Here is a 12,575-nt window from a genome sequence, read left to right as displayed (position 1 = left end):
AGCGTTGTGTTGCTGGGTGGGTCGCATACGCGTGCCGGTTGTATATAGATAGAAGATAGGGGAACTACATGCGCGTAGACAATCTGAGGAACATCGCCATCATCGCTCACGTCGACCACGGTAAGACGACGATGGTCGACAAGCTCCTGCGTGCCACGGACGCCTTCCGTGCCAACCAGCAGGTCGAGGACCGCGTCCTGGATTCTAACGACCAGGAGCGCGAGCGCGGCATTACGATTCTCGCCAAGAACATCTCTATCGAGTACAAGGACGTTAAGATCAACGTCATCGACACCCCGGGCCACGCCGACTTTGGCGGCGAGGTCGAGCGCGTGCTGCGTATGGCCGACGGCGCCCTGCTGCTGGTCGACGCTTTTGAGGGCCCCATGCCCCAGACCCGCTTCGTGCTGCGTCACGCCATCGACACCGGCCTCAAGATCATGATCGTCATCAACAAGATCGACCGTCCGGGCGCCAACCCCGAGAAGGCCTACAACGACTGCCTGGACCTGATGGCCGACCTGGGCGCCACCGACGACCAGCTTGAGTTCGCCATGGAGCATGTGGTTTACGCCAGCGCCATGAATGGCTTTGCCCGCCTCGACCCCAACGACGGCAACATGGACATGTATCCGCTGCTCGATATGATCATCGACGACATGCCCGCGCCCGAGGTTGACGAGAACGCCCCGCTCGCTATGCAGTGCGTGACCATCGACCACTCCAACTTCGTCGGCCGTATCGGCATCGGTCGCGTGTACTCCGGCACCATCCACCAGGGCGACCAGATCTTGGTCGTCAAGAACGACGGCTCCAGCGCTACCGCTACCGTCAAGCAGCTCTTTACCTTCGACTACCTGGGCCGCACCGAGTGCCAGGAAGTCGGCGCCGGTGACATCGCCGCCGTCGTGGGCATCGACCGCACCGATATCGGCGATGTCTACACCGATCCCGAGAACCCCGTCGAGCTCGAACCCATCGAGATCGACCCGCCGACCCTGTCCATCGTCTTTGAGGCCTCCACCTCCCCGCTCGTCGGCCGCGACGGCGATATCGTGGGCGCCCGTCAGCTCAAGGAGCGCCTGTTCAACGAGGCCGAGAACAACGTGACCATGAAGATCGAGGAGCTCGAGGACAAGAGCGGCATCGAGGTCTCGGGTCGCGGCATTCTGCACCTGTCCGTCCTGATGGAGTCTATGCGCCGCGAGGGCTTTGAGTTCCAGGTCGGTCGTCCCCGCGTTCTGTTTAAGAAGGACGAGAACGGCAACAAGATGGAGCCCGTCGAGCAGGCCGTCGTCGAGTGCCCGGACGAGTACTCGGGCAAGGTCGTTGAGGTCTTCGGCACCTCCGGCGGTATCATGACGAGCATGGATACCTCGGGCATCGTGACGCACCTCGAGTTTAAGATCCCGACCCGCGGCATCATGGGTCTTAAGAACCGCATCATGAACGTCACTCACGGCGAGGGTGTGTTCTACCATACCTTCCTGGAGTACGGCCCCTATGCCGGCGAGATCGGCAACCGCCAGAACGGCGCCATGATCTCCATGACCACCGAGAAGGCCGTTGCCTACGCCCTGGGTACGCTGCAGGAGCGCGGCCAACTGTTTGTTGAGCCGGGCACCGAGTGCTATGAGGGCATGATCGTGGGCGAGCGCAGCAAGGCAGGCGACATGGTCGTCAACATCGCCCGTACCAAGAACCTGGGCAACCAGCGTTCCTCGACCTCCGATATCTCCGTCCAGCTGGTGCCGCCCCGTACCTTCTCGCTGGAGGAGGCACTGGAGTACATCGCCGACGACGAGCTGGTGGAGATTACTCCCAAGAACATCCGCCTGCGCAAGCGTCTGCTCAATGCCACCGACCGCAAGAAGGCTGCCGTCCGCGCCGGTCAGGTCAACAAATAAGCGCTGGGCTTTATAACGTCTAACGAGAAAGGGCGTCGACCGCAATGGTCGGCGCCCTTTCTTTGGTTGCTTCAAGACTTTAGTCTGCTGGCCGCGCAGCGGCCAGCTTTAAACCACCCGCTACGCGGGTGGAGACGAACGGCTTTACAAAGCCACCCCTCCGACCGATATTGACGATTGTTCAGGCCGTCAAGAATTCGAGTCGAAGGGGTGGTCGCCATGGCCCAGAAGGCCTACAGCCTTTCCCACACGAAGTGGATGTGCAAGTACCACATCGTGTTCACGCCGAAGTATAGGCGCAAAGTGATCTACAACCAAATCAGGAGCGACATAGGGGAGATCCTCAGGAAGCTGTGCGAGTACAAGGGGATCGAGATAATCGAGGGGCACCTGATGCCCGACCACGTGCACGTGCTGCTGGCGATCCCGCCGAAGTACAGCGTCGCGAGCGTCATGGGCTACCTGAAGGGGAAGAGCTCGCTGATGATATTCGACAGGCACGCCAACCTCAAGTACAAGTTCGGCAACAGGAAGTTCTGGGCGGAGGGCTACTACGTGTCCACCGTCGGCCTGAACGAGGCGACGATCGCCAAGTACATCAGGGAGCAGGAGTCCCACGACATCGCGCTGGACAAGCTGAGCGTGAAGGAGTACGAGGACCCCTTCAAGAGGGGGTGATGCTGCCGGTTCGACCGGCGCGCCACGGGTCAAGATGCACTAGGCCTGGACGAAGTCCGGGCCCGCGCCTTTAGACGCGAGCCCGGGGCCCGTGGGTTATACCCTAAGAGCAAACCACCCTTTTTAAGGGTGGTTCTGATGTAAGGGGACGGGTTCGTTTGCACCACAGCTGGGGCGGCTATCCCCCCCAATCGGCTTTCCAACCAAAGTTAAGTTGTTTAAACATATACATAATTCCACTGAATATAGCCGGTATGATGCAAAACTGTTAACAGATAAATATCAACTGGTATTAAATTAAAAGACCTATTGACCTGCGGTTTACATGATTGGTATCTATATATTATTTTATGCATTGTGGCATAGACGAACCGTCTTAGAAGGTGCTCCCCAATGGGTTCTTGCAATGCGCTAGGTAGGTTCTCGTTGATGTTGGGGCTTGTGTTCGATCCGACGATTCGCCGTATTCCACACTGTGTTGTAGGAATTAGGGGACAACTATGGACGCACACCGCTCACGGTCGCTGGGTATGGCGGCCCTGATCTTTATTCTAATTAGCCTCACCGCCGCAGTTTTTCACGGCGCAGCCCCCGTGCGCGCCGAGGACGTGAGCACGCCGACGCCGATTGTGATTGATGGGACGACGGCGGACGTTACGGTTGGGCTGTTTACCGACGAGAGCCATACTCAAAAGCTCGATAGCGCTGTAACGTCTACTTCGAAGCTCTATGGAGCTTTCTCGGCAATGTTCAACACCGGCAAGGAGCCTAAGCCCGGGAATAACATCGCTGTCTATGAGTTTCTCGATACCATTGTCGTCGACGATAACGACGGTGGCGACCTCATGGAGGGTCCGGAGGCTACCGCCGCCAAGGCTGGCACATGGAAGATCAAGGGCAACAAGGTTATCTTTACGTTTGACGAGGCGTGGCTCTCGTCCAATCCCGCAGACGTTCATGTCGCGGCGAACTTCTCGTTCCAGCTTAAAAACAAGGATGTCGGTTCTGGTGGCAACGCATCTGTCGTGTTCCCCGGTATGGGAACGATCAATATCCCCACCAAGGACGGCAATGTCACGGGGGAGAAGTCGGGGGCCTTCTCCCAGGGCGCCGACGGCGTGGCCAAGGTGACCTGGACCGTTAAACTCACCGTCGAGTCATATGCCACGAATGTCAAGTTCACCGATACGCTGGGCGCCAACTTCGAATTTGTGAAAGACAGCTTTAAGCTCGATAACAAGACGATTGGATCGCAGCCAAAAATCGAAGGTCAGACCGCGACCATCGAGAACTTGGGCAGCCTTCCCCAAGGTGTCCATACGATTACGTATGAAACCAAGCTGAAGAGAGATATCTCCGCGAAAAACGGAGAGTTCATCCACAATCAACCTGCATCCAAAAACACAGCAGCCTGGGAGTGGGGCGTCGGCGATCGTCCTAGCGGCAAGATTGAGGGCGTCGCACCCAGCAGCTTCCGTTATGACATGATTCAGAAGACGGGCAAGGGCACCCCGTCCGACATCGCATGGACAGTCAAACTCAACCAAGGCGAGCTCAAGGCTGACATGAGTGGCTACAAGTTCACCGATAAGTTGGACGCTAAACAAACGTATACGGGGAGTTACATGGTTTACAAAGGTACGTCAGAATCGGATGGAGTCAAGATCTACGAGCGTGCTCTTGATTCGTCGAAAGATACCTTTTCCTATACGTTCCCGGACAACCTTAACGATAAATATGCCACCTACTGCATCGTTTATCACACCAAGATGAACGATACGAACTCGTACGACACCGTGCGCAACAGCGCGACCATCGAGCGCAAAGGTTCCGTTTCCGGTACGGATGATGGCAGTTTCACGCCGCAGCTGACGGGTGTTGTGCCGATCACCAAGAGGCTCGTGAGATACGATGAGGCGGCGACGACGGGCAGGGCGACGTGGGAGACGAGGGTCGCGCTGAAGGCGATCGTCAATGCGGCCCATCCAGGCGAGGTGACGGTGAAGGACACGTTTCAGTCGGCATGGTCGCAGAAACTTGGTGTCGACGAAAGCTCCATTACCATTAAAATCGGCAATACCGAGCTGGTTCCGGGCACCGACTGGAGACCAACGACCAGCTATCCGGGTAATGAAACAAAGAAAAACTACGACCTCAAAATCATCGTTACCGACAACGTGAAAGCCGCTCTCGAGAACGAGGACTACGCCGTTATCACCTATGACACCACATCAGAAGCGCTGTCGGGCTGGTACTCAAACTTCGCAGCGGTCGAAGCGCCGGGCCTGAGACTACAGTGGCCGTTCACCGAACCCATCAAGTACGTTGTCAACCGAGAAACGATGCCCGCGGTCGAGAAGCCGGAAGCGGAGTCGAAGGTGTCTTGGGTTGAGAACTTCGATTGGCATACCGTTGACGGCTCGGATGAGAAGGGCGCCTGGATCGTCGACTGGACGGTGTATGCAAACCGCCAAAAGGGTAATAAGGGCGCAAATGGCGAGTTCGAATACTATGGAGCTGGAAAGCTGGGCGGGAAACCGCTGAATATCGTTGATAGCCTTCCGGATGGTATGAGCTATGTTGCGAATTCCGCAAAGTATACGCTCGTGCAGAACCCCTATGATAAACATACGGGGCTTCATCGCGGAGGCGAGGCCAAGGAGGTCGTTACGGGTCGGACGCTCGCCGCCGACAACGTCAGCCGCAACGGCAATACGGTCACCTTCTCCATCCCCACGACTGAGCTTGAAAGCTATGCCGGCTACGCAAAGCTCACGTACAAGACGGCGGTCAAGCGCGGTGAGCTCGATACCTCCACAAACGAGGTGAAGTTCACCAACAAGGCCAGCGCGGGGTCAGGAGTTAAAAAGTTCGATTCCGGTAAAGGTGACGTCATCATTAAGAACAACGTCATCAAAAAGTCCGGCGAGCAGGTTGCCAATAGCAATCGCATCAAATACACCATTCTTGTTAACGAGTCTGCCGTTGCCCTTAAAAATGGCACCGACTTCCTTGAGCTCGTCGATACCATGGATGCCAAGTGCGCGCTGGTGCCGTCGACGTTTAAGGTCTATGAGCAGGTGAATGGTGCCTGGTCACCGCTGGCTGATAAGGACTATTCGTCGAAGATGGAGCAAGTCAAGGATGAATCTGGCTCGCGTACGAAGTTGACTCTTGAGGTGCCCGACGGGAAATACCTCAAGGTCGAGTATGAGGTTATCCCGACCGGAAACCCCGGCGAAGAGGTGTCCCTTTCCAACACCGCCGAGCTTGCGGGGGTGACGGAGGGTTCGGCGGTCGACGAGCAAAAATGGAAGATTCAAAATGCGTCCGCCAGCGCGGGCGGCAACGGCTACAGCATCACGATGACCAAGTACGACGCCCAGCAGGTCGGCGCGACGCTCGAGGGGGCGAAGTTCACACTCTACAGCGTGGATATGGGCCAGGTTGCGGATGACGGAAATGTAGAGAACGCCAGAACGCCGTTTGACGAGGCCGCGATCGACGTCCCCACCGACGCCAACGGCAAAATCTCGTTCGGCACAAGCGACAAGAAGATGAGTAATTGCGTGCTCTATCAGCTCGTGGAGACCAAGGCGCCTGTTGGCTATGCCAAGGCCGATCCCACGTGGATCATGCTCAAGGGCAGCGCGAGCGACAAGGATTATCAGGCTGCGCTAACTAAGGCAAAGGACATCGTCGACGGTGCGGAGATCATCGACGATACAAAGAAGGACGAGATCTGGGTCTACGACAACCGCATGACGGGCAAGGCGGTTATTAACGCAGAGAAGGTGCTCGCAGGCGGAACGTTCAAGGAAGGTCAGTTCTCGTTCGCGCTCAAGGATGACAAGGACAGGGTGCTCCAAACGGTGACCAACGATGCCATGGGCAACGTCTCCTTCAACGTCGACTACAACAAGGCCGATACCTATACTTATACCATCTCTGAGGTCGTCCCCGAGGGCGCCGAGAACAACGTCAAGGACCACATCACCTACGACAGGACCCAGCACAAGGTCACGGTTAAGGTGGACAACGGTGAGAGGAATCTCGTCGCCACCGTCACCTACGACAATGGCTCTTCGACCCCGCCGACTTTTACCAACAGATACTCGACCACGCTTCCCGAGGCAGGCGGTGCCGGCTTGACTATGACGTATCTGGCTGGCGCTTCGCTGCTGTGCTTTGCCGCGACATGGATGCATGCTCACCGCCATCGCGATCAAGATCGAGGTGGTCGCCGTGAGTAGGCTTTGGTGCCGCTTGTTGGCCGTCGCGACGATAGCTACGGTCGCTATGTTCTCTTTTGCGATGCTGCCCAGGACGGCTCGTGCTGCCGACACCGGTGCCATTACGGTGGACGGTACAGTCGCGACGCGGTATGACGCGTACCAGCTCTTTTCGGCGACAGTTATCGATGATGACGATGCTGGCCATAAAATTGCAACTGACGTAACGTGGGCGAATGGCGCGGTTCGTCAAGCCGTTCTTCCCGTGCTTCATGATGCGGGGCTTGATGGCTCGGCATCGGCGGCGCAAGAGACTGCCGAGTGGATGAATGCCGACGGGCATATGACGACCGCGCTGACGGCAAAGCTTGCCCGCGCGATTTGCAATGCCGACGCAACTTCCGTGGCCCTTAACGCGGGCACGGCGGCCGAGCTGCCCTGCGGCTACTGGCTCATCGTCGCCGACGGCGACGCCATCGCCCAGGGCGAGGCCGGCACCGCGCCGATCATGACCCTGGTCGGCGGCAGCGCCGTTACCGTCAAGCCTAAGGCGGCGACCCCCAAGGTCCAAAAACACGTGCTGGAGGACAGCACCGCCGCCTGGCAGAAGGCCGCCGACGTCACGGTTGCCGACGACCTGTACTGGCGCCTCTCGGCCACGGTCCCGGCGGGGCTCACGGCGTACGACACCTATACGGTACAGTTCGTCGACACCATGAGTGCGGGGCTCGACCCCTCCAAGGTGGCCGCGAGCGTGCGCGTGTACGTGGCGGCGGGCGCGGACGGCGGCTTCGACGCCGTCGCATGTGAGGGCGGCAACGCCAACTCGACGCCGGTTAAAGGGTGGACAGACATTACTTCACAGTGCAAGGTCTCGGTCGAGGGCAATGCCTTCACCGTGCGCACCGGCGACCTCATCGCCGCGCTCGGCGGGGCTGACGCCTTTGCCGCGGGCGCCCGCGTGGTTGCTGTCTACAATGCGCCGTTGGGGGCCAACTGCAATCGAGGCGCCACCAAGGGCAACCCCAACGAGGTCTACCTGCGTTACCCGCGCTCTCCCCTCGTCGACCAGTCCGGCGATGCCGGATTCACCCATACGCCGAGTGATGACGCCACGGCCTATACCTGGGGACTCAGCCTCATCAAGCGCTCGAGCTCGGACGATAAACCGCTCGCGAGTGCCAAACTGCGCATCATCGATGACCGCGGGCGCATCCTAACGACCGACGGCTCGTGGTCGACGGATGCTGACGCGTGCGTCACCACGGGCGCGGACGGCCACGCGGAATTGAGCGGTGTGGACGCGGGTGTCTACACCGTCGAGGAGGCCGCGGCTCCCAAGGGATACACCGCCTTTGAGGGCAAACGAACGGTAACGGTTACGTCTGAGGGATTGGACGCTAAGCAGGTGGCGGCCGCGAAGCTCAAGGTGACCGTGTCGGCCGAAAGCCCTCTGCGGGTTGATACCGCCGATGCCGGGACGGGTTCGATTGAGCTGTCGGTGCTCAACACCCCGAGCAAAGAAGCAAGTCGTGGCTTTATACCCTCGACGGGAGATAGAACGTTGGTGCTGGTGGCGGCTTTGGCTGCCATCGGAGTGGCGGCTATTGTTGTCGGGCTCGTCATCAAGCGGGGAGGCGGTCGTCGTGAAAAATAATTGCCTTTCATGCTCACTGGCGTACTGCCTCCGTAATGAGTGACGCGCAGGCCTACCGACCTGATGATCATTGGTTTTGAAAAAGTTACTAGAGAACCCTCCAAGAAAAGCGGGGCACCCGGTCGATATGACCGAGTGCCCCGCCTCGTTTGTTGTTGCAAAGTAACCTGACCCCTTTGCACCACCACAAAGGTGCCTGGCCCCTTTGTGGTGATCGGCTGCTAAGCGGTGGGAAGCTCTGGCGTGTTAGCCGGCTGCTGCGGCTTGAGGTGGGCGTTGTGCCAGATGATTTGGATGATGTAGCCGAGCATAAAGACAAAGGCCACGCCGCTGATGAAGCCGCCTACGAGGGGAAGCCCCGTGAGGGCGCCTGCGATTACGCCACCAGCGGCTGCCATGGCGTAGCGGTTCTGGCTGTGTCCGACCATGCGCGCGATCGCGCACCCTGCAAAGGCACTCGACACCAGCGCGATGCCAATAACACCGCACATGAGGGCTCCGGCAAGCGACAGACCAGCGATAGAGATAATTAGCAGTAGGACGGCGGGGACGATAGCAATCGTGCCCAGAAGACCGCTCACCCACAGGGGCATGGGGCGCTGGTGGAGCATACCGGCGGCGCTGGCAGTCGCACGCGGAAAGACGAGCTCGAGCAGCAGAGCGACAAAGCAGGTCGAGAGTGCCGCGGCGACGATACCGCCGATGACATCGTTAACGGTGGAAGTATCCTCGTTCTCGGTGCGGTCGATCTTGAGTGCGCCGACCTCGGCTCCCGCGGCGCGCTCGGGGTCCTCGGAGACGTGCGCGTTCACGGTGCCGGTGATATGGGCGTTCTTGCCCAGGATGAGCTTGTCGGCCCAAACCTCGACATCGCCCTCGACGGTGCCATCGATGGTCACCGTATCGCCCGCAAGCGCTGCCGACTTGGTGGAGCCTCGCAAGGCAACCGTCTCGCCTATCGCGTAGAAACAGTTGGCGGTGCTGTCGGAATTGAGAACGACATGCTGGCCAGCAACGGTCACGCTGCCATCAACCGTGGTCTGGGCGATATCAATCGTGCGCGCCGCAAGACGAATGGCGCCGCCCACTGTGCAGTCGCGAATTGAGAGGGTATCGCCCGCGGCGATGATATCGCGGTCGATGGACGTATCGTCCAAGTTGAGGGCCTGACCTGCCCAGTACAGGTCACCTTCGACGCCGGACGGATTGGCGTCATTGTCGGTCGCAAGTACGTTGCCTGCGGTGTCCGTGCTGGCGAACGACGCCGTGGGAAGCGCGGTGATCGCCAGAGCGATGAGTGCGAATGCCATAAGCAGGCAGCGACGCATCTTGTGTGACGGCGCCGCCGCGGTTTGATTGAAAGCCATGGTTGATCCTTTTGTTAGGTGTTCGGCATATACCTAACAGGGTACCCAACGTGCGGGCGCTCTAAAAGAACCTCTCGGTTGCATTTCGAAGGGTCGTGCCGTGCTGTCTACTTTTTACGGTGCAAGAAGCGCGCGATATCTTCTTCGGTGGGGCTTTTGATGTCAAAGCGCAGCGAGAGCCAGCGCAGACCCATGGTCACGACAACGCATACGACCAGCGCGGCGACATTGCTCATGATGCCGCTCATAACGAGACACACATAGCTTGTCGATCCGGCGATGGCGGCGATGGCATAAAAGTTAGTACGTTGGAAAATGCCCGGAACCACGCCCATAAAGCCGTCGCGCAACATGCCGCCGCCCACCGCGGTGAAAAAGCCCATCATGATGCACACCGCCGGCGCAAAGCCGTAGACCAGCGCCTTGTCTGCTCCAGTGGCGGCGTAGATGCCGACCGAGATGATGTCGAGCAGGGGAATGAGTTTTTCGGGTTTGTCGACGATTGCCGGGAAAATATAGATGATGGCTGCCGTGGCAATGGAAAGTGGCAGCGCCATCGGCTGGTTGAGGATGTAGACGTTGCCCACCTGCAGCGTCATATCGCGCAAAAGACCGCCGCCCAGACCGCAGACCACCGCGAGCGCGACCGCGCCCACCAGGTCGAGCTTGTGCTCGCGCGCAACCAGCACACCCGAGATCGATGCAGCGACAACAGCGAACATCTCGAGCCAAAACGGAATGGCGACCATGGCATCCGATGCATGTGAGGTAATGGTCATAGCGGCGACGACGGGCAAGATGGGGTCCTTCTGATTGTGGGTTTAGACAATGCCCGTACATAGTACATGGTTGGCGGGCGTGGCGACCCTATTGCTCGGTAAACGGTCGGGACCGGGTGCGGGCGCAGGTCCCATGTTTGGGGATCTGGGTTGATGCTGAACGCGATGGGGGTGTGGCTGAATAGGAGGGATGTCCAAATTTTGAGCTTTGCTCAAAATTTATCCGGTCGGCTTACGCCGACCGCGCTGCGCTAAAAACGCGCCACGGGCGCGTTTTCTTTACGCTCCGCGCCCGTGGCGGGTTCGAATCCCTCCTCCTCCACCGTATTTGCTTGTTAGGGACTCAAAACAAAAAAGCTCCCATTCTTGGGAGCCTTCTCAACCAAAATGGCGGAGGAGGAGGGATTCGAACCCTCGTGACCTTATACAGGCCAAACGGTTTTCGAGACCGCCGCATTCAACCACTCTGCCACCCCTCCGCGTGGGGTAAAAACAAAGCAGGCTCGAAGGCCTGCTTTGGAATTAACTGGCGGAGAGTCAGGGATTTGAACCCTGGAGACGCTTTTGACGCCTACACGATTTCCAATCGTGCTCCTTCGGCCACTCGGACAACTCTCCGTTAAATGCGAAAGTCAGTATACACGAGGAATCGCAAAGTGCAAACAGAAAAGTTGGCATTTTTTAAAACGCTTGGCTGCGCTTGTCGTTGCAGTGGGGTTTGAGGTGCCAAAAAACGGCTTCCGACCAGCGTGGTTGATTAACTCAATTGTTCAAAAGGGGTATTCATAAGCGACTTGGCAATGAATTTAAAAATCTTTGGGTGGTGCTGTGGACCACTGGTATGCATTTTGCGACCACGGCCTTGTGCCCGTTGACCTGCGGCTTGGCTCAGCTTGTCCCCGCGGCGTCGTATCTTGTCCACAAATCCGTCAAGCTCTTGGTCGGCATTTGGTTGGAATGCGCATGAAACGTGGTGCGAGCATTGGCATATGTGGAGGTCATGAGGTTGTAGCTGCATATTCTTGCGGCCTGGGAGGTTGAAAGATATTATTACCAAGTCTTTTCCTGCTTCAGGCGCACCTTCACGACCTGAAGCCACATTTGCCCAGAGGAGGTGACAATATGAAGGCTTATGAACTGCTGTTCTTTGTTGACCCGTCGCTCGACCCCGAGACTCGTCTCGCTGTTATGAAGCGTATCGATACCACGATCGCTGAGGGCGCTGGCAAGGTCGACTCCGTTGACGAGTGGGGCAAGCGCAAGCTCGCCTACGAGATCAACGACCTCACCGATGGTGACTACACCCTCATCAACTTCCACGCAGATCCTACCCAGATCGCCGAGCTTGATCGCGTCCTGCGCATCACCGACGCTGTGGTCCGCCACATGATCGTCCGTCGCGACGACCAGGAGTAAGACTGTCGTTTTGGACTGGGCTTGTGCCCCAAGAGGAAGTAGTGAGTTATGAGCATCAATCGAGTGAACATCACCGGTAACCTCACCCGCGATCCCGAGCTGCGCGCCACCGCCGGCGGAACCCAGGTTCTGTCCTTTGGCGTCGCCGTGAACGATCGTCGCCGCAACGCGCAGACTGGCGAGTGGGAGGACTATCCCAACTTTGTCGACTGCACTATGTTCGGCACCCGCGCCGAGGCCGTGAGCCGTTTCCTGGCAAAGGGAAACAAGGTCGCGATCGAGGGCAAGCTGCGCTACAGCTCTTGGGAGCGCGACGGCCAGCGCCGGAGCAAGCTTGAGGTCATCGTCGATGAGATCGAGTTTATGAGCTCCCGTGGTGGCCAGGGTGGCTACGACCAGGGCGGTTACGCCCCCGCAGCTCCCGCGCCCGCAGCACGTCCTGCCGCGCCGGTGGCTACGCCGCCCGCGGTCGACGTCTACGATGAGGACATCCCGTTCTAAGGGTTGTTCACCTATTTTTGAGTGAGAGGCGGCTTCGG

The 12,575-nt window shown here is 58.4% G+C and carries 8 protein-coding genes and 2 tRNA genes; 6 read left to right on the top strand and 4 right to left on the bottom strand.

The window, feature by feature from the left end; translation table 11 throughout:
• The first annotated feature begins 68 nt into the window (after positions 1-68).
• From typA to KTF55_RS02920, 4 genes are all read left to right on the top strand, one after another.
• A complete protein-coding gene (gene typA, locus KTF55_RS02935; protein WP_217107371.1) occupies positions 69-1,907 on the top strand; it encodes a translational GTPase TypA in 1,839 nt (612 codons plus the stop codon).
• A 219-nt stretch (positions 1,908-2,126) separates the two neighbouring features.
• Positions 2,127-2,585 (top strand): IS200/IS605 family transposase, encoded by a 459-nt coding sequence (gene tnpA / locus KTF55_RS02930; RefSeq protein ID WP_055287554.1) that lies wholly within the window; start codon positions 2,127-2,129, stop codon positions 2,583-2,585.
• Positions 2,586-3,085: 500 nt separating this feature from the next.
• Positions 3,086-6,838: a Spy0128 family protein gene (locus KTF55_RS02925; protein WP_217107372.1), complete on the top strand. Its 3,753-nt coding sequence runs from the start codon at positions 3,086-3,088 to the stop codon at positions 6,836-6,838.
• Positions 6,792-8,474 carry an isopeptide-forming domain-containing fimbrial protein gene (locus KTF55_RS02920; RefSeq protein WP_217107373.1) on the top strand — a complete coding sequence of 561 codons (1,683 nt, stop codon included), beginning with the start codon at positions 6,792-6,794 and terminating at the stop codon, positions 8,472-8,474. Before KTF55_RS02925 ends, KTF55_RS02920 begins: the two co-directional genes overlap by 47 nt.
• Positions 8,475-8,695: 221 nt before the next feature.
• Here KTF55_RS02920 and KTF55_RS02915 read toward each other — a convergent pair whose 3' ends face one another.
• From KTF55_RS02915 to KTF55_RS02900, 4 genes are all read right to left on the bottom strand, one after another.
• Positions 8,696-9,841 (bottom strand): polymer-forming cytoskeletal protein, encoded by a 1,146-nt coding sequence (locus tag KTF55_RS02915; protein ID WP_217107374.1) that lies wholly within the window; start codon positions 9,839-9,841, stop codon positions 8,696-8,698.
• A gap of 107 nt (positions 9,842-9,948) precedes the next feature.
• Positions 9,949-10,638, bottom strand: coding sequence for a trimeric intracellular cation channel family protein (locus KTF55_RS02910; protein ID WP_226790508.1), 690 nt, complete (start codon positions 10,636-10,638; stop codon positions 9,949-9,951).
• A 370-nt stretch (positions 10,639-11,008) separates the two neighbouring features.
• Positions 11,009-11,099 (bottom strand) — tRNA-Ser (locus KTF55_RS02905).
• Between the two features lie 48 nt (positions 11,100-11,147).
• Positions 11,148-11,238 (bottom strand) — tRNA-Ser (locus KTF55_RS02900).
• A gap of 504 nt (positions 11,239-11,742) precedes the next feature.
• On the opposite strand from KTF55_RS02900, the gene rpsF reads away from it, so the two are divergent.
• Together rpsF and KTF55_RS02890 are read left to right on the top strand one after the other, a co-directional pair.
• Entirely contained in the window at positions 11,743-12,036 is a 294-nt protein-coding gene (gene rpsF / locus KTF55_RS02895; RefSeq protein ID WP_006235831.1) for a 30S ribosomal protein S6, read from the top strand.
• Positions 12,037-12,084: 48 nt separating this feature from the next.
• The gene (locus KTF55_RS02890; protein ID WP_006235830.1) at positions 12,085-12,537 is read left to right on the top strand and encodes a single-stranded DNA-binding protein; all 453 of its coding nucleotides are present in this window, start codon (positions 12,085-12,087) and stop codon (positions 12,535-12,537) included.
• The last annotated feature ends 38 nt before the right edge of the window (positions 12,538-12,575 follow it).

The sequence above is a fragment of the Collinsella sp. MSK.8.10 genome (assembly GCF_019041915.1).
Lineage (GTDB): Bacteria > Actinomycetota > Coriobacteriia > Coriobacteriales > Coriobacteriaceae > Collinsella.
The sequence above is the reverse complement of the archived record's forward strand: the minus strand, read 5'-3'. Positions and strand labels throughout refer to the sequence as shown.

Coding starts and splice junctions, on each gene's coding strand:
- typA (WP_217107371.1), top strand. CDS start 69: ATGCGCGTAGACAATCTGAGGAACATCGCCATCATCGCTCACGTCGAC.
- tnpA (WP_055287554.1), top strand. CDS start 2,127: ATGGCCCAGAAGGCCTACAGCCTTTCCCACACGAAGTGGATGTGCAAG.
- KTF55_RS02925 (WP_217107372.1), top strand. CDS start 3,086: ATGGACGCACACCGCTCACGGTCGCTGGGTATGGCGGCCCTGATCTTT.
- KTF55_RS02920 (WP_217107373.1), top strand. CDS start 6,792: ATGCTCACCGCCATCGCGATCAAGATCGAGGTGGTCGCCGTGAGTAGG.
- KTF55_RS02915 (WP_217107374.1), bottom strand. CDS start 9,841: ATGGCTTTCAATCAAACCGCGGCGGCGCCGTCACACAAGATGCGTCGC.
- rpsF (WP_006235831.1), top strand. CDS start 11,743: ATGAAGGCTTATGAACTGCTGTTCTTTGTTGACCCGTCGCTCGACCCC.
- KTF55_RS02890 (WP_006235830.1), top strand. CDS start 12,085: ATGAGCATCAATCGAGTGAACATCACCGGTAACCTCACCCGCGATCCC.